Origin of the sequence: Persicobacter psychrovividus, assembly GCF_036492425.1 — a bacterium.
GTDB lineage: Bacteria > Bacteroidota > Bacteroidia > Cytophagales > Cyclobacteriaceae > Persicobacter > Persicobacter psychrovividus.
This window is the reverse complement of sequence record NZ_AP025294.1, coordinates 43832-63145: the sequence shown is the minus strand read 5'-3', so window position 1 is coordinate 63145 and position 19314 is coordinate 43832. Positions and strand designations below refer to the sequence as shown.

General features: G+C 44.2%; 9 protein-coding genes. 1 reads left to right on the top strand and 8 read right to left on the bottom strand.

The window, feature by feature from the left end; translation table 11 throughout:
• Nucleotides 1-14: 14 nt before the first annotated feature.
• From AABK40_RS17555 to AABK40_RS17545, 3 genes are all read right to left on the bottom strand, one after another.
• Nucleotides 15-755: a GntR family transcriptional regulator gene (locus tag AABK40_RS17555; protein ID WP_332922805.1), complete on the bottom strand. Its 741-nt coding sequence runs from the start codon at nt 753-755 to the stop codon at nt 15-17.
• A 371-nt stretch (nt 756-1126) separates the two neighbouring features.
• Nucleotides 1127-4858: a T9SS type A sorting domain-containing protein gene (locus tag AABK40_RS17550; RefSeq protein WP_338398785.1), complete on the bottom strand. Its 3732-nt coding sequence runs from the start codon at nt 4856-4858 to the stop codon at nt 1127-1129.
• Between the two features lie 1658 nt (nt 4859-6516).
• Nucleotides 6517-8100, bottom strand: a complete 1584-nt coding sequence (locus AABK40_RS17545; RefSeq protein ID WP_338398784.1) for an ATP-binding protein — start codon at nt 8098-8100, stop codon at nt 6517-6519.
• 577 nt (nt 8101-8677) lie between these two features.
• On the opposite strand from AABK40_RS17545, the gene AABK40_RS17540 reads away from it, so the two are divergent.
• Nucleotides 8678-9706, top strand: a complete 1029-nt coding sequence (locus tag AABK40_RS17540) for an FUSC family protein (protein ID WP_338398783.1) — start codon at nt 8678-8680, stop codon at nt 9704-9706.
• Nucleotides 9707-9953: 247 nt separating this feature from the next.
• Here the strand turns inward: AABK40_RS17540 and AABK40_RS17535 are convergent, their stop codons facing one another.
• The 5 genes from AABK40_RS17535 to AABK40_RS17515 form a co-directional block, all read right to left on the bottom strand.
• Nucleotides 9954-11471 (bottom strand): beta-N-acetylhexosaminidase, encoded by a 1518-nt coding sequence (locus tag AABK40_RS17535; protein ID WP_338398782.1) that lies wholly within the window; start codon nt 11469-11471, stop codon nt 9954-9956.
• Between the two features lie 18 nt (nt 11472-11489).
• Entirely contained in the window at nt 11490-12509 is a 1020-nt protein-coding gene (locus AABK40_RS17530) for a sulfatase-like hydrolase/transferase (RefSeq protein ID WP_338398781.1), read from the bottom strand.
• A gap of 53 nt (nt 12510-12562) precedes the next feature.
• A complete protein-coding gene (gene lacZ, locus AABK40_RS17525) occupies nt 12563-16357 on the bottom strand; it encodes a beta-galactosidase, LacZ type (protein ID WP_338398780.1) in 3795 nt (1264 codons plus the stop codon).
• Between the two features lie 10 nt (nt 16358-16367).
• Complete coding sequence (locus AABK40_RS17520; RefSeq protein WP_338398779.1) at nt 16368-17741, bottom strand: alpha-L-fucosidase; 1374 nt, start codon at nt 17739-17741, stop codon at nt 16368-16370.
• A 121-nt stretch (nt 17742-17862) separates the two neighbouring features.
• Nucleotides 17863-19314 (bottom strand): alpha-L-fucosidase, encoded by a 1452-nt coding sequence (locus tag AABK40_RS17515; RefSeq protein WP_338398778.1) that lies wholly within the window; start codon nt 19312-19314, stop codon nt 17863-17865.

Genomic DNA, 19314 nt, shown 5'->3' with positions numbered 1-19314 from the left:
TGTCCTACTGCCTTTTATGCGAAATCCAGTTCGGCTACAGAAGGGTTGATTTGTTTTGATTTATATCTATATTCAGTTGCGGGCGCAATGATTTTCGAGTATTCGAAAGGTCTTTTATCTAACAGATAAGATACCCGCTTGATGACTAAAACAATGTCGGTTTTCAATTCAAAAAGTGACCGCTCTTCTTCGGTTGCGGCACGTGCATAAACTTCTTCTTCTGCGATTGCAGGCACATGTCCGTATTTTTGCTGAATCCATTGGTATAAAGATTCCTGATTCAGGTTTTCAGCTTTAAGGTCAGGAACTAAATCGAAGGGCAGCTCATTATGCATTAAGCAAATGGCTTTACCATCAATTCCCCTTACACGGTTTACGCTAATTGTGTAACCTCTTGATTTAATCCTCAAAAGATTGGCCACCTTAGCGCTGGGTTTGGTTTTCTCCACTTCCACCAATAGGGTTTCTGGCTTTTTCCCTATGGAGGAAATACTGTCGGTCCAGCTTGAAACCCCAACGTGGTTATCCATCAATGGCTTTTCTTTCACGAAAGTTCCCTTACCGGCGATTGTTTCCAAAATCCCCTCATTCACCAAATGTGAAATGGCCCGCTTCACCGTAATCAGGCTGGTATCCGTAGCTTTGGCAATTGCCGTTTGCGTGGGAATTAGCTGCCCTGCCCGATACTCCTGTTCTATCAGTTCGGTAAGGTAAGTGAGCACTTTAATATATAAGGGTTGTTTCGTCTTTGCCATGGTAAAAAATAACTATGCACAAATATTATAATATTATACTATTTATGCAAATCCTGCGTGTGAGAATGTTACAAAATTTCAGATCACGAACCATTAAGCACCGACCAAAACCACTCAAAGGACTCACAATCAGCACGTACAATTATATTTTATTTTTTCAGGTGCTGAGATTACCTCAGAAAAAACCTTTAAAATTCCTTGTTGACTATTAGTTCAGATTGCGGACATCCTCCCAAAAGCAAAAAATGCCCGCCAAATCAGGCGGGCATTTCGTTTTTTTTTCTTGTAATGTTTCCTGGTTCGGAAGCCCCACCAATTCTACTTGGTTGTTTAGGGCCCACAAATTACCGTTCCGTATTTGGGTTACAGCACTACCTTCTGATCAGGCGTCTGAAAGATTGTTGTGCAGGCAAATAGACCATATAAATACCTGTGGGTAAAGTATGAATATCACAGCGACCATCGCCCTGATCAAATTCAATGGACTGCTTTAAGATTAACCTTCCTGCAGCATCATAAATGTGGATTTCATGCCCTACTTCAGGATTCAACCCTTCAAAATACAAAAGCCCATCGTTAGGATTGGGGAAACATGTCCATTCTTCGGCTGGGAAATCGGTATGGAGCACCCGCGTATTTTCCCGATCGAAATAGAAAGTCCCCACCCTTGCAATATAATTGGCAATCACGGCCTGATCGGTCGCATATAATGTCGTCCATTGCTGCTGATCATTAGATCCATAACAGACAAAGCTGCTGACTCCTCGACGGGAGGCGTTGGATTGAATACGAATTCCATTGGGGTGAATTTCATTGCCTTCGCCGAGATCCACAGTAACGGCTACAGGAAAGTCGGTGCCCACAGCCCAATCGGTATTTTTTCCATCGAACATCTTCCAGCTGCCGGCCGTAACAGCGGTGGCTCTGTCCTGATCATTGACCGTCAGTTTTGGCGAGGGATAGGCCGCAGATTCCACCAGCCATTCCAACTCCTGAAGGGTTACGGGCAAATCATCAATATCATCCCTGATTTCCATCTTCAAATACCTGAAAGGAACCAAAAGCGGTAAAACTTCGACGGTCAGCTGTTGCTCAAATCCCCCATCATCCGTTTTTAGCGTGATGACGGCTGAGCCTGCGTTCTGAGCCGACAAAACGCCCACGGAATTAACACTGATGATATCGGGCTGACTGCTGCTGAAATGCACCTGCTTATTGGAGGCATCAACTGGCGCCACCTCATATTGCAATGTCGCCTGTTCGCCTTCAGTAAGGGAAGTCACGGCCCCTGTAACCTCAAGGCCCGTTACTGCAATAGTCAGAGGCTCAAAGCGTGCTGTAAAAACTTTTTGTTCATAATCTTCCACACTAATATCGCTGCGGTCATACAAGACGGTCCATTGGTTTAAATCATTGGAACCTTCACAGATCAAATCGGTAATTGCATTGGAAACGGAATTTACGTTCACCGTCAGGCTGTCTGGTGTAATGGCCGTGCCGTTGCCCAAATCGAGGGTAATACTTGCCGGGTACTGATTGATAATATCCCAGGTTGGGGATTTGCCGTCATAAGCACGCCAGGCAAGGTCCGGCGCAACGGTTGCCCATACCTGATCATTATTGGTCAGGTAAGTAGTCGGAAAACCCGCACCTTTGGCATGCCATCTCAGTTGATGGATTTTCACTGAAGCGGTTCCCGCCCTGGCCGTCATTCTTAAAAAACGAAACGATGTATTGCTTGTCGGCGGAAGGACCACAGGTGGATCCGCAGGTGCATCAACAGGTTTACGCCATAAGCCCATCCCCGAGGAGGCGATATAAAAGTAAGGCACGCCATCGCTCTCAAAAACAGTCGCCTTTCTTGCACGAGGGTATTTTAATCGGTTTTCTCCCTCGCCGGAAAAATCCTCCCAGCTTACTTCCCCACCATCAATTCGGCCACGAAGCGCTGCATAGCCATGCCGGCGTTCGCCAGTGATGGTCACAAAAATCTGTTGGCCAAAGCCCGCAATTGCACCAATTGAAACACCATCTCCTGCCACATACCATTCCTCTTTGTTGGTCGGGCGAACTTGCTTGATTTGTGTGCTGTTTAAAACGGAATGCCAACTGCTCCCCTGATCAGAAGACAGGTACAGGTTGCCATTTTGATCTCCTATACAAAGGTAAGTAAGGCTTTGATCTGCCCATACTGTTAGTTCTGCTTTGGCACCCATACCAACATTGGAAATATCATTAATCTTGGTCCACACGGGCGCCGCTGCTTCGAGTTGTTCAATTCGCCACAGACCATTACTTTGTAATGCATACAAACAATCGCTGTTCTGCGGATCAACGAATACTTCATTGACTGAATTAGACTGCCCTGCCACCTGCTGCCAATCGGCTGTTGAAGTACCATCGATAAGCCCCACAATATCGGAATGTTTAAAAATACCTTTTTCTGTGGCGAGATAGACTTTGTTGTAGTCTGCTTTATCATAATCAATCGCATAAATACGCGGACCATTTCCGTTGTTTTGCGTCAGACCATTTAAACCCGGCGAATTTCCTCCGATTAATTTCATCCCGCTGCGCAGGTCGTGGGTCTGCGGATTGATTTTAGCCCCATGTACCTTACCAATGGAATAACTAAATCCGCCACCGTAATTACTCACGCCACCCGTGATAACTACCGGCGATTCCTCGAATGGAATTACGGCCATTGCCCCACAATCATTTACTCCACCAGGCAAGTGAATGCGTTTCCAGGTCGCCCCGTTATCACTGCTGTACACAAAACCATTGTCTGCCTGCCCCTGCGCTATAAACTGACCAATACCAGCCATCGACCAATTGAAGGTAGAGGCAATTCCGCGGTTGTTATATCGCCCATTGGATTGTTTTTCTGTCCAGCGAGGCTGCCAATCCGTTAAAAAGTTTCCTTGCGTATTCCAGGTGTAAAAGCCTTCATCACTCGTTACCCATATCGCTCGCTCCCAACTTGCAGGAGTATAACCATAATGACCTGCCTTTGGCGAGGTTTCTTTCCAGCCATAATCGTAGTCCCACTCCGTACCACTCACCTTATTGAAGATTTTTTGTTGCTCAACAATGGTGGGGGTTTGTTGTTCCCAGCTGATGACCGTTTCCCACAAACCATTATGATCCGAGGATACCCGACAGCCCAACAGCAAATGATGGGTATTGCCCGTATCGCGAGGGTCAATCCTCGGTCGCCACCAATCTGTTTCCACGGCCAAAGCCGCAGACAGGTCTGCCCATGCTACCACTTCTGTGCTCCTGCCATACAATTTATACTGACCCGCCACCGACGTTTCATAAACTGCATAAACGTACTGCCCATTCGGACTGACGGTAACACCGCGGGAACGCCCTGTACCCGTAGGCGCAGGTAACTTTTCCCAGCTGAAATTACTGCCGGTTCTGATGCCTTTATATATTCCTGCTTCTGCGGAAAGATATATCGCCTTTGTAACGGGGTCAACAGAAATATCATAAGTGTTTTTCTCAATCACTCCTGTATCATAATAGGTGAGTGCCCACGATTTTCCGTGATCCACAGAAAAAGCCATTGCTCCTGCTCCGGTGGTCGGGTGTGTGTTGGCTTCCTTGAGCACTGATGCCCATTTGTTCATCCAGCCATTCCCCGCATAGATCACCTGGGGGTCGTCGGGTGCAATTGCAATAGCTGCCACGGGCCCTTTCACCCCATCGTTGTCCGCATCCCACGGATCAAAAAATGTCTGATATTGCCATGTAAGCCCACCGTCGTCAGAAATTTCCAGCCCGAAAAGTCCGCCATTATAAATCCGCTGCGGATTGCCTTCTTCCACTACGGTAACAAACTGCATCAGGTGGTGATGTTCGTGTACACCTGCAGGGCGCCAACTAAGGCCATTGTCCTGCGAAATACTGAGGCCTTCCATATCGGAGTTAAAAAACACCTTGCCTTCCGTATTGGGGTCAAAATATAGGCCCTGTACCTGTCCCCCTCCTCCAGGATGCAATAACTCCCAGTGTTGTGCCCAAAGCTGAGCGTGAAAAAATGGCACCAGCATACATGCCAGCGCAACTTTGAGAAAGTAAAACTTAATCCTCATAGTGGTTCTGTTAATGGTTATTTTGGGTTCTTTGCCGGCAAAGCCCAAAGACTGAATTACCGACTTAGGGAAAAAATCAAACAGAACGATATAAAGGCTACAAACCCGCTGAAGAAACATTTTAGTTGGGAAATCAACAGAAAATAAATGCTGGAAAGCCTGTTTCGTCCCCAAATCATCCCTTCCAAAAAAGGTATAATCAATTTTCAGATTCGAAAAGCCCCCCTATCCTCACAGCCATAAGATTGATACTTTAGCCACTTCGCCGTTGGAAAGCGGCCATTAAACCTGAGGAAATCGCTGGTCTTTATGCCACGCCTCGAAAATTCATTGAATCGGGTAGATGGCTGGTGAAAGAAAATTTCCTCTTTCACCAGTACACCTCCCACACCACCCTGCATACGGATCCGTACAGGGCGGTTTCTTGTCTTGAAATTATTAACCTCAATGACTTTCATTTCCTGTCGTTATCTTTCGGCATAAACACTCTTACCTATTTTCGGATTCCGTCCTATCTTCCAGTAAGGAGTCCCTTTCGGGCATCTGCTATCATCTGCTTTACAGTAACTTTCAGTTGAAAATCTGACAAGATTCAGTCCTTCCATAGATTGTGAGACCTCTGTAGTTCTTACAGCTCATTGCCTCTATGTACTATGACCTCTGCTGACTTCTCGCAATAAACCTTTTTCGACCAGGTATTACTGTCTGCGAGACCTCCCGCGGTAAGACGACTTAACTTTCTCTCCATCTACCTGCACCATTTACAGCATTGCCTTCCGAGTAGTTTTGGACTTCGTTTTGTTTGGCAAACTTATCCAGACAACACTGCCTCATGATGTTCGTGTCCCTCAGGCCAGAGATTTGCATACAGCTTCCTTCAGATTATACCTCACGGAAACACCCTTGCCTTCTGCTATGTGGTTGGCACTACTAACCCCCACTACGGACTTGCACCGATTAGTTAATCGCCATGCACGGCGCACCAAAAAAAATAGTGTAGCCAATGACTACACTACTATTATGAGGCCTTCAATAACGCCCCCCGCAATGATGTTAAATATAACTCCTTTCCCCCAAAAGAAGTGCTATAATATAACGGCTTGGAATATGCATTCTTTGCCATTACTGATGTATCAAAGGAAAAGAATTTCGCACGGTTGAGTGGCTATAAATCATTAAAATAAGTGGATTAATGGACCGGAAATTTACCACAAAGCGCTATTTACGGCCTTTGATAATGCTGAGGAAAATATTACTGGGTAGGAGACCTTGTTAATAGCAGATAAAGAGGCTTAATCAGCATAAATATCGACCTCATGATTCAGGCTACAGGCCATGAGGCATTTTGCTGAAATTACCAACTTCTTTTCCGACCGATAATGCAGGCAAAAAATCCATGTATTTGCCTTTTAGAGAAGTCACCAAAAAATAGACGATACCTATCCGAAACTGAGGACAAATTTTAAATCAATTTATGGCTATACATGAAAATTGGATCCGATAAAAATATCAGATCCTAAAATGAGGTTGCACACTTTGTGGGATAGTGTCTATTTCAAACGCGATAAATTCTCAGAATCAGGTTTATTAAATAATGAATCAACCACATTGATCTCCGTATTTTTCAATCGGTGTCAACTTCCGGTTCACTTCATCAATCACTTCAACTCCTCCGCCTTAAACCAATCCAAATTCTTTTTCTCCTCGCTAAAGTGCATCCCGATCAACACGATCTTCCGGCCATCATTCAAGTACGGTTCGTAGTATTTTTTCTTATGAATCTGATCCAAAGCTTCACCTCTGTCGCCATCTTTCGGCTTCGCTGCATTGACTTTGAATTCGATCACATAAATATGCGTTGGGCTTTCCATCACCATATCGATCCGACCTGCTGAATTGGTTTCTTCCGTTCTGCACTTTAGCCCCAACCCAGCCATAAAACTAAACATGACCGAAGCGTAATACCCCTCATACTTCTGGATATTATTTTGTACATAATTATTGAAAGGAATGGCGGCGAACATCGCACGGACACTGGTTTCGAATCCATCTAAATCATTCTTGAATAAGCTCCGAACAGCTTCATTGCGTTTCAAAAGGCGATTGGATTCAACCGAAGTTAGGCTAACCAAAAAGAGCATATTCAAAGTCATTCGAACTTCACGATTTGGGGTGGAAAGCACATAGCTTCTCCCACCAAAAGGCTCCTGAATCTCTTCCGTAATCGTCAAATAGCCCGCCTGCCAAAGCAAAGAAGGTAAATTCAAATTACTTAGTGTAAATTGCTTTAATTCCTGGGAAGATAATTCCAAATTTTCCAGATCATACGTTTCATACGCACCTTTCTCAAACATCTTGGTCAAAAATGAAGGCTGACCTGAGTCCCACCAATAATTATCATATATTCCATTCTCACTGAGGAATAATAAAATATCGAAAGGATTATAAACAGCATCACCGAGGTAGTTATACCCATTGTACCATGCTTTTACCTCCTCCATATCGATACCCTCAAAGTAATTGCCAAAACAGGTATCCAATTCCTGCTGGGTAAATCCACAAATTGTCCCATATTTTGGACTAAGGGTAATGTCCTTGAAGTTATTCGCTCCACTGAATAGTCCAACACCCGTAAACTTGGTGATCCCCGTCATGAAGCAAAAACGGACATACTGATCCGAGGCTTTGATGGCTGAATAAAATCCACGAAGAACATCCAAAGAGCTTGAAGCTAAGTCATCGTCATTCGATAATGTATCCTGAATAGGTTTGTCATACTCATCGACCAAGATTACTACCTTTTGATCAAACTTTTGATAAATTCTCAAGATTAATTCCTCAAATGCTCCGCCAAGGCTGTCTGTAATCTTCAGCTCAATATCATGAAATTCAGCATTTCGATTCAAATTAATCCACAGCCTTGTTTCTACTGCCTCTAAATTCTTGTAATTGGTTGCACTCAAATCAATCCGAACCACTGGAAATTTCGCCGACCAATCCCATTTATCATGGATATATAAGCCTTCGAAAAGCTCATGCTTTCCTTCAAAAAGAGCCTGCATGGTTGAGCATAGCATCGACTTACCAAAACGACGAGGGCGGGAAAGGAAATAGTAACCTTTTGTAAGTTTTGTCATTTCGTGAATATGTGCTGTCTTGTCTATATATAGATAGTCAGCACCTCCTGTTCGAAGGTCTTCAAAAGTTTGTATTCCGATTGGCAAGGCTTGTCTTTGGCTCATGGGGTTGTCCATTAATTTGTATGGTGGTTAAAGATACTGAATTTTGGGGAAATGATGTGTTTACGATTCCTGAATGATTGATTATACCTACATCTCCACTCCAAAATCCATCGCTCTCCGCTTCCGCTTTTTCTTAAATAAATCATCGTCGTCATCATCACGCTGTTTACCGCCATGACCTGTGCCACTGCCTAAAAAGATAAATACTCCTGCTATTCACAGCTATGAAAACTCACGGGCTCGTGGGTTTTCCTCTTATTCCCTTCCAAATTAATTTTTAAATCCTTGGCCAGAAAGCCTTCCGTCTTAAATTCCATCGGTTTACAGGTTAGTGGATTTTGAGCTCATACCTTACTGATATTGAATAGCTCGCGTGTTCCCAAGCCAACACTTGACCATTTCGTGCTGAAACTTGCGCAGAACATGCAACTAATACCGAAAAAATGAGCTGACCTTTGTGTTGTTATTAATTTACAGGGTAGCATAGGCTACTTTGTACCGTCATCTTTTTAATTGCTCATGAAACCGATGATTGATTATAAGATAAAAAACATTAATTGTATCCTTTTTTGACAACATGAATTTCACTACAAAACTTAAAACGTACCTCGTTAGCCATCTTCGATTCAACAAAACTGATAACCAATGGCATACTCAACTATTTTATGCACTCAGCCTGAGTTTACCTTTCGTCATTGGCATCTATTTTCAGCAACTCCAGGTGGCTATTCTGGTCGTGGTGGGCATGCTTACTATATTTCTAAAATCGATGAAGGCGTCATTGCCCGAAAAAATGCGTCAGGTATTTCTGTCGGGGGTTTTATTATCCGCCTTTTTCGGCTTAGGGGTACAGCTTGGCCCTTACAAAGGGGTGCTGTTTCTCATTATTCCACCAGTTATTTATCTCATCTATAAATTAGCGTATTGGGCAAGGTTTAAATCTCCCGGTCAGTTTTTTATTTTTATTGCTTTCATGGTCGGGACCTACTCCCGAATCGATGAAACCAACTATCAGCTGATCTTGATTTCCATTGGGTATATACTGACAGGAACGTTTTTTGCGATGCTCGGCTCGTATATTTACCATTATCTGGCATGCTCAAAAATGACCGAAAAAACCATCTCTGAGCCTATCAATTGGCAATACGTGGGTGCTTTGGCCATCATCGTTCCTGTAGCCTTTTTAGCAGGAGATGGCATCGCCGACATTCGGCCATATTGGGCGCCAATCTCCGCTTTTTCTGTTTTAGAGGGAATGGAATTTTCTCATATTTCACAGCGACTCATGAATCGACTAACCGGAACCTTCATCGGTCTATTAATCAGCCCAGCTATTTTGGAATTAATGACCTCCCCGATTATGGCGATGATCATTTTCTCTTTGTCCGTTTTCTTTCTTGTCTTTTTCTTGTTCCGAAATTATTTGCTGACCATGGTTGTCGCTACGCCCGTCACCCTAATTATTTGCAGTGCCAACCAAACCGTCATAGGGCCTTTAACACAGGAGCTCATGCAGGAGCGACTATTTTTGGTTATCATAGGTGGTTTTATTGGCTGGTTGGGTGCCTATTTGTTTTCCTATAAAAAATGGAAGTGGGCATTTTGAAGCTGCAAATAGGAAAAAGAATCCCCTTCTGATTTTTTCTGATCACAGCCCCACTCAACAGTATCCAAAAAGAAAGTACTTCCTCTGAACCTGTCAAGGGCAGATTGTTCCTGCCGCAGACACAGCACAGGAATACCCTTGACAAGATTCATGGAAGTACTTGATAGCTCGCACAGATGTTTTGAGTGCAGGGAAAAAAATTTAAATTGCACAAATTGCGGTCTGAAAATGAAAGAATTTTAAACCCTTATTTTCCGGCAATTAATTCATGCCCCTTCTGAATATAGATTTCATTGTAGGGCACACCTGCTGCATCGAGGGTTTTGAAAAGCTTGCTCAGCTTACGGTTCATCTTTCCAACTTTACGATTTTGCTGAGGACTCCAGGCAACTTCCGCCAATACTTGCATGCGAGGGAAAACTCGAATACAAAGGGTCTTTTCTGAGGTTACATACTCGGTCCACAGGTTTCCGGCCACCCCCTTAATCTTATCCTGATATTGCGGTTCAAGCGCTGCGGGCATCGGGTTCCAGTTATATATTCGGTCAATAGGCGTTACAGCTGGAAAACCAAGCGGTTCATATTTGTCCTTTTCAGCAGTGGCGTAATGGTCAAAATAAGTACGGTTATTCGGGCACTGGATTACCGGATTCCCTCGACGTGCACCAACCACAGCATTATCCTCTTTTGTCCAAAATCTCCATTTAAAAACCGTTGCGGTATTGCTGATATTACCATCAAGAATTTCATCCCAGCCAGCAATAGATTTACCATATTGTTTGACATGCTTTTCCATGGTTTTCATGAACCATGCTTGCAAATCTTCCTCATGCGGCAAGTTCAGCTTTTTCATCAAAGCCTGGCAAGACTTACTCTTTTTCCACTGCTCCTTCGGGCACTCATCTCCCCCAATATGGATCGTCTGATAAGGGAACAATTGCGCCACTTCTGTCAGTACATCCTTGGCAAACTGCACAGTTTCAGGTTTTGAAACATCAAGCACTTCATGGGCAATTCCCCAATACTGACGAACTTTGTAATCTTTATTTTCCCCCAGCTCCGGGTAGGCAGTCATGGCTGCCATCATGTGTCCGGGCATATCGATTTCTGGAATCACATCAATATGCAGCTTGGCCGCATAGGCAATAATTTCCTTGATGTCCTCCTGGGTATAAAACCCTCCATAGCGTTTTCCGTCAGTCTCACAGTCAAAAATATCAGGCTTCCACCCCACTTGTGTGCCCGCTCGGAAACCACCCACTTGTGTCAGTTTAGGGTATTTCTTGATCTCAATTCTCCACCCCTGATCATCCGTCAGGTGCCAATGAAATTTATTCAGTTTATTGGCCGCCATATAATCGAGCAACAGTTTTACGGTTTGCTTTCCGAAGAAATGCCGTGCCTCATCAAGCATAAATCCACGATAACCGAAGCGGGGATAATCGGTAATTTCACAGTTGGGCAAATATGCTTTTCCATCTTGTGCAAACTGGAGTTGCTTCAGGGTTTGTTGGGCATAAAATTTTCCCCGCTCATCTTTGCTCCTGATCGTCGCTACCCCATTGTTTATAACAAGCTGATAACCCTCATCTTTTTGGGAATCATCTTGTTGATAGCGAATTTCAGTTTTCTGCTGAAGGCTTGCACCATCGAGTGTATGAAGGCTCACCGGCTCAGGGGTAAGCAGGATTTCGGGCGCGTGTATGGGCTGCTGATTACAGCCCATTGTTGCGACAAATAATAAACCTAATAGTAGTTTTTTCATCTTCTTTATTTAAAGGTCTCATTGAATAGCACTGGAGATCGGAGCACCAATTTCAAACGGAGGCTGATAATCAACTTTCAACAATTGAGCGATAGTTGCTGCAATTTGATTGGTATGAATTTCGGTATCGATCATCTCACCGGTAGTTTTTGTATCAGGGCCCAACACAATCATCCATGTATTGGCGGCATCAGGCAACGCACTTACGCCATGGTCGCGCCAAGAGCTCTTAGGCGACATTCCCCGGCCGTGATCGGTGGTGATGATGAAAGTGGTCTTACCTTTATACTGCTTGATATTTTGCATAAAATCCCATAATTGCCCAATCATCAGATCAGAATTATGTGCCATCTCAATATAGCGATTATAGCTGCCTGCATGTGCATATTCGTCAGTTAAATTGAAAGATACCTGCAACAATCTTGGTTGATGCTGCTTGATATAAGATTTTGCCAACGCGAAAGTCAGTGCATCCTGGCGACAACATCCGCATGGGCCTGTAAGCTTATCCTGCATGCTGAAGAGTTGCTGATCAGTAAAATTATCGGATTCAAATTTGGTAAAGCCAGCGTTTACAAAAATATGACTTCTTTTGCTGTTAAATATTTCGGGATAACGTTCCCAAGAACCAAATACGGCCACCTTATTCTTGAATTTTTTAGTCTTATTAACGACCTCAAAAACTGAGATATTAGGGTTATCCACTTTGGCATTACTATCTACACGCGGGTCGCCATAACCGGTAATCATTTCACTGTAACCAGGATAGGAAATAGCGTAAGGATTGGTTACTGAACAAAAGGCATTGCGATCACGGTTGCCATAAAGTTGCCCTTGTTGAACGGCCGTAGACCATACCCATGGGAAAATTTTTGCCCGACTCTCTACTCGATCACCACCAAATTTTTCCACCATATTTTCGGGAGAGGAAGTCGATTGCTTGTCTTTCAGAATTTGCTGATCGAGACCTCGGTACAGCGTTTCCCAGCGCAAACCATCCAAGGTAACCAATACCACATTTTGTGTCTGTTGTGCCATTGCCGACACGCTCATTAACGAGCACAATAAAATTAAAAACGTTCTCATCATCATCATTGAATAGGTTCAAGAATGTGTAATCCAATTTCTCCAACAGCGGCATAATTACTTTCCTTGCCTGTGGAATGGATTATCATTTTAAAAAATCTTGCAGAGGTGGCTGCAAATGGCTGTTGCTGTGCGTATAAAGTGGGCTGAAATTCTCCGTCAGCAATAACGGTTTTCCAGTGGCTACCATCTTCACTCAACAGTAAAGTGTAACGCATCACCCGACCATACGCACTGTAATATTTAGGCGTGTATAGCAGCTGGTTGACCTGAAAGGTATCCCCCATATCTACCACCAAAAAATGTTCCCCAGAGGCAGGTGGTTGGTTTTCCGACTGCCAGTAAGTAAACGCTTTCCCATCGATAGCATGCTTGGCCAGGTTCCACGGATTAGCGCTACTTACCTCCTGAATTTTCCAGTTGACTTTATTTTGCCCAAAAGCCACTTTAACAAGCTGTCCTTTACTTCGGCCCTCCAAACAGTAAGCACTTATAAGTGCCTGGTTTTGCAACTGAAATGGTTTGGTGAATCGCTTGAATACACCTCCGTTAATTGAAAAATAAATACGTTGATTTTTTGTCGATACCATATTTACCCAACCCGCCTGATCACGGCTGATCTTCGGTAAGTTTAACACCACCGGCGATACCTCTGCACAAGGATTTTCAAGCCCCTCCGCCTGGGCTGTTGTCTTTTTCAAATCTATGGGTTTAAATGACCAACTCAGCTGATATGCTCCAGCTTTCAGCAAATAAGGGTCCTCAATGCCCGGCCCGCAAGTTGCCGTTCCAAGTCCCGCCACCTTTTGATCAATATTCATGGTATTGAAAGCGGATTCTTTCAATTCATTCATATGTCTTGCCTTATCAATATCCTGGTCATCAAAAGGATAAACACTGAAATTAAAAGGCTCATTCGCCTGCATCATCAAGCCATTTCCTTCCCTGTCGGTGAGGGTCATCCAGCGTGTTTCAGATCGGTTCTCATTGTCTTGAGGCACCACCATATTATGATCATAAAGGCTGTGAATATCTCCGCCATAAAGCCCAATTTTCCCGGCAGAACTACGGTCGGAGTAAGTCGCTACGGGACCTTTGCCCAGCCACTGTAACTGATCAATCGCTTTGATTATTTTGGACTGATAACCTACTCTTGCCACAGAATTCAAGCCATCAGGTAGCTGAATATTCGCTTGAAGAACCACGGCACCACCTGCATCAATTAAATATTGCTGGCGGACATTGATGAACGTTTTCAGGGAATCGTTGCGAAGCTCAAGCGGCACCGAGATTTGAAGGAGGCCATTTTCAAGCTTGGTCGCTGTAATGTTTCCACTCACCTGTTGAACCAGTTGGTTCAGTCCGAAATTCTTCCACACTCTTCCACCGTTACCATCACGGATGTCGTTTTCGGTGAGTGGACGGTAAAAGTTCAATGACGGTCCCTGCACGAAACACTCCTGCCCTTGTAGGCGGTAGCTGACGATTTGCCCGGCGTGCTTATCAATCACCATACTGAAGTTGCGGCCATTGACATTCAGTGATTTTTTCGATTCCGACCACTCAAGAGGTGTCTGTTTTTGTACTGAGGCTACCGGCTCATCCTCAGATAAAATAAACTGATCCCAGGCCATTGTAGTGCCCTTAGCCACCAGCCCGTTTCGTTCTTTCGTCTGAAATGAAAAGGTGAGGGTCGTCAGTCCCGACCGGCCAGTTACCTTCGCCTCTTTCAGCTGAATTTGCTTTTGCTGCTGCGGTGCCAGCGCGATGGTTTTTGTTCCTTGCCTGATAACTTCACCATTATTTTCTACGGACCAAACCAGCTCAAATTCATTCAGGTTTGTGAAATAATGCTGATTCTCAATCGTAAAAATCATGGAGGATAAATCGTCAGCAGTAACAGCCACCGACTGATATACCTTTTTCACTTCGTGTAACTGTGGGTTCGCTTTGCGGTCTGGATTAACCAACCCATTGATACAAAAAGAATTGTCTGAGGGCATATTAGTGCCATAATCACCGCCATAGGCGAAATATTCATTGCCATCAGCATCTTTTTCACGCAAGCCCTGATCCACCCAATCCCAGATACAGCCACCTTGCAGGCTTTTATATTGATGTACAGCGTCCCAATAATCTTGCAGCCCGCCACAGGAATTCCCCATTGCGTGGGCGTATTCGCACTGAATTAAAGGCCGAGCAGGATTCGTCTTGGCATACTCAATCGTATTTTTGAGACTCATGTACATGGGGCAATAAATATCTGTATGTGCCTCATGCCCTGCACGCTCATACTGCACAGGACGACTATCATCATGCTCCTTCAGCCATGCGTAAGTTTTCTGAAAATTGATGCCATCTCCGGCTTCATTTCCAAGCGACCAGATCACGACGGAAGCATGGTTCTTATCCCGCTCAAACATCCGGCGTGTACGGTCAATATGTGCCGCCAGCCAGGTGGTATCATGGGCAAGACTTCGCTCACCATAACCCATACCATGCGACTCAATATTGGCCTCATCAATAACATACAGACCGTACTCATCACACAATCGATAAAACATCGGATCATTAGGGTAATGACAGGTACGCACCGTATTGATATTGTTTTCCTTCATCAACTGAATATCCTTCAACATGGAGGCCTTGCTGATCACATGCCCGTGATCTGGGTCATGTTCATGACGGTTTACCCCTTTGATGAGCACCGGCTGACCGTTTACCAAAAACTGACCATTTTTAACTTCCGAACTTCTGAAACCTACCTTTTGATGTGTGGACTCCAATACCACTCCCCGCCGATCGGTAAGGGTCACCAGCAAATGATATAAGTTCGGTTGTTCTGCCGACCAATGTTTCACCCCCTGAATTTGCTCATGGATATGCAGTTGGGTTTCCCCAGCAAAAACTGTTTTCTTTTGCCAGCTTCTCATAGAATGACGATCCGCATCAAGCAACTGAACATGAAGGTTTACGGCTTGCTTGCGTTGCCCCCTGAAACTTTTCAGATTCACGGATAAGTCCAAAATACCATCGGTATATTTTTCATCCAGCCCCGCTTTTAAGTGCAAATCCTCTATCATTGTTTTCGGACGTGCCTGAAGATAAACATCCCGCTCGATGCCACTGATACGCCAAAAATCCTGACACTCAAGGTAACTGCCGTCAGACCAACGGTAAACCTCCAAAGCCACCTCATTTTTTCCGCTATGGATATAATCGGTGATATTGAATTCAGCAGGCAATTTTGAGCCCTGGCTATACCCCACTTTTTTGCCATTTACCCAAATATAGAAGGCCGATTTTACTGCACCAAAATGGATAAATACCTCGCGTCCCGTAAAGTCCGCAGGCACCTCAAAAGACCTTTTGTAAGCACCCACAGGATTATAGCCTTCAGGAATTAAAGGCGGCTGTGGTTGCTGCTTGGCTATTTGCCAAAAAGGGTAAGTGGTATTCACATAAATGGCGGTATCGTAGCCTTCAATTTCCCAATTGGCTGGCACTTTGATCTGATCCCAGCCTGAGACATCATATCCTAATTTATAAAAATCCTCCGGACGCTCTTCAGGTGTTTTTGACAAATGAAAATGCCACTTACCGTTCAGGCTCTGGAAATACTTGCTGCACTCTTGCTGGTCGTTCAGCGCATCTCTTTCGTTTTCATAGCTGAAAAATGAGGCATGAGGCGCGACCTTATTGACCGCAAAAACATGTTGATTTTCCCAGTCGGGGGTATGCTGAGCCCAAGCAGCCGTGCTCAAGATCAGCAAATACAGGCTTGCAAAAATATACTTCATCTCAAAAAAATTAATCGTTCATTTCGACAGCATGCCCTATCCCTCGATATAAAGAAATAGGTGTTTTAAAAGTAACAGATACCACCGTTACATAAGGGTCTTCTTTGACGTCATCAAAAAATATTTGAATGATACCGGGAATGTCATTCCACGGGGCAGAATCAATCACTTTATACTTGACCGGTGAATTGCTGCCAAGGACTTTTATGCTTTCGATCTCACCCTTCACCCCACGTAAAGTAGTGAAATTTTTCAAGCCTCCCATTAAGAAGAGGTTAATGGTTTTATGGTCTTTGGAGAGCGTCGTTTCACCATCGAAGTGGCCATAAGGAATCCCCGCTTCGGTATTGCGAATCGCGGTGCCATTGGTTTGATACCATTGCCCAATTTCTTTTAATAATTCAACTTGTGGCTTGGGAATAGTGCCATCACTTTTCGGCCCAATATCCAAAAGCAGGTTTCCGCCTTTGGCTACGGAACGCACAAAAGTTTCGATCAAATACTTCGCAGATTTGTAATCATGGTCATCTGCACGATATCCCCATGATTCGTTCATGGTCAGGCACAACTCCCAAGGGCGGTCTGGCGCAATTACTGGTGGGTCCTGTTCCGGCGTATTGTAATCTCCGTACCAGTTCAACCTTGAGTTAACGATCACCTTAGGGTTCCATGATAAAAGGGAATCTTTTACAACACGTGAAGGCCATTCATCTGCTTTATGTTCCCAGTCGCCGTCAAACCAAACCAAATCTGGCTGGTAGCGCTCAAACAGTTCGTGCATCTCATTAAAATTGAATTTCGTGAAGCGTTGCCAAGGGGTCAGGTACCGCTCTGCACGCTGCTGTGGATATAGCTTCCGAAGCTTCTTTTCAGGGCGATCAAAAGTGATTGGGCTGTAATCCGGATGTGACCAATCACATAAAGAATAATAAACCCCGACCTTCAAGCCTGCGTTTCTGATGGCCTTCACCCATGGGGTGTAGACATCCCGCTTGGCAGCAGAAAAATCCTTGGCATTTATTTTTGAATACTTGGTGTCCCAAAGGGCGAAACCATCATGGTGTTTGGAGGTCATTACGGCATAGTCCGCACCGACTTCTTTAAAAAGTTTGGCCCATTCTTCCGGCTGATAGTTGGCGGCGGTAAAATCTTTAGCCTGTTGGGTCATGTATTCTTCCCAGCTTCGTTTTTTGTGATACATACACCACGACTCACTGTCAATACCCTTCGAATACAAGCCCCAGTGAATGAAAATCCCCAATTTGGCATCTTTGAACCATTGCATTCGCTGATTGTACTGATCCTTTTCGGGGGTGTCAGCTTTTACCAAAATATTGGAAAACAACAGCAATAAAAGCGTTAAAAAAGATAACTTTTTATACATATTCGGTCAATTAAAAAATAAATAAATCCCCTCTGTTTATCAGAAGGGATCTTGGTTAATTCATTGGCGTGAGTTGATAAACTTTCCCTCCTACTGAAAGATTTAAGTTTAAAACACGCGCTTAAAGGTTGCGGTTTTCGGCGTCTTTTGCGTGCTGAGATTTGCCGTAACTTTTTCCGGCCATTTTTTCAATACCATTGATTTCAATAGCAATCGCATAATTGTCTGTCCCTTTTTTTCTTGGCACATTTACCAGGGTGGCGTTTCCTTGTCGGGAGAATGATAATCTTTTCCCCGTTGCCACATCAAATAACTTGGCATTTTTTGATGCCAGGCACCCCGGTAACATGACCTTCGACGGATGCTCATTTTCTGCAAGCAATGCGATGGCATAGACTTTCTGTCCATCTTTTGAGCGTGTATATCGAATATTTGATTCTGCATAAGGCGCAATCGCTCGGGTAGCATAAATAGCTTGGCCATTTTTATGTAACCATTGCCCCATATTTTTCACACTCTTAACTTCCTCAGGGTTGAACCACCCCTGTGGTGAGGCCCCAAGGTTCAGCAGTAGATTTCCGCCTTTGGCAACCACATCTACAAACTTGTGGATCAACTCACGACCCGATTTAACATTTGTTTCCGGACTATCTTCAAAACGATAAGAAAAACAGCAGTTTACGGTCATGTTGGACTCCCAGTAAATTTTATCCTGACTTTCTGAAGGAATCCACTGTTCAGGGGTGCGGTAGTTTTCATATTTACCACCAACCCAACGGTCAACAATCATAATTCCCGGCTGTTTGCTACGGCAAATATTCGCGACTTCATCCATCCGCATATCTTGCCCCTGGTTGTCTTTATTTGCCCAGGCGCCATCAAGCCATAGAATGTCCACCTTTCCGTAGTTGCTCATCAGCTCGTCGATTTGCCCCAACCAAAAGTCGGTAAACTTACCCCACCAGTCGGGGTGGCGTTCGACTTTATAGTTTACATTTCTGCCGGCAGACTCAAAAGATGGACTCCAATAATAAGGGTGATGCCAATCAGGTTTAGAGATATATGCCCCGATCATCATACCTTTTTTACGCATGGCATCAAAAAGATATTTGGTAACATCTGCTTTGGGTAATTTGGAGCATGGGTAAGCTGGATTGGTGATTTTGTAGTCCGTCAGTTGAGAATCCCACATCGTAAAACCATCATGGTGCTTAGTGGTAAACACAAAATATTTTGCCCCCATGTCTTCTGCCAAATCTGCCCACTGCTCTGGATTGAATTTTACCGGATTGAATTTCTTTGGCAGGTCGAAATAGTACTTTCTAAACTCCTTAAGGTTCTTGTGAGGGGTTAGCCAATCAACATCCTCAGAAACTATCGGCCAGGATTCACACATGCCATCAACAGAATAAGCGCCCCAGTGAACGAAAAAACCCAGCTTCAGGTCCGACCAGTCTTTCAGCTTCTGCTGCACCAGGGGGTCGGGATCAAGTACAAATTCTTTGCCTTTCCATTGGGCCTGAGCACCAAAGGCTGATAAAAGTGCGACGATAAATATTAAGAGCTTCTTCAT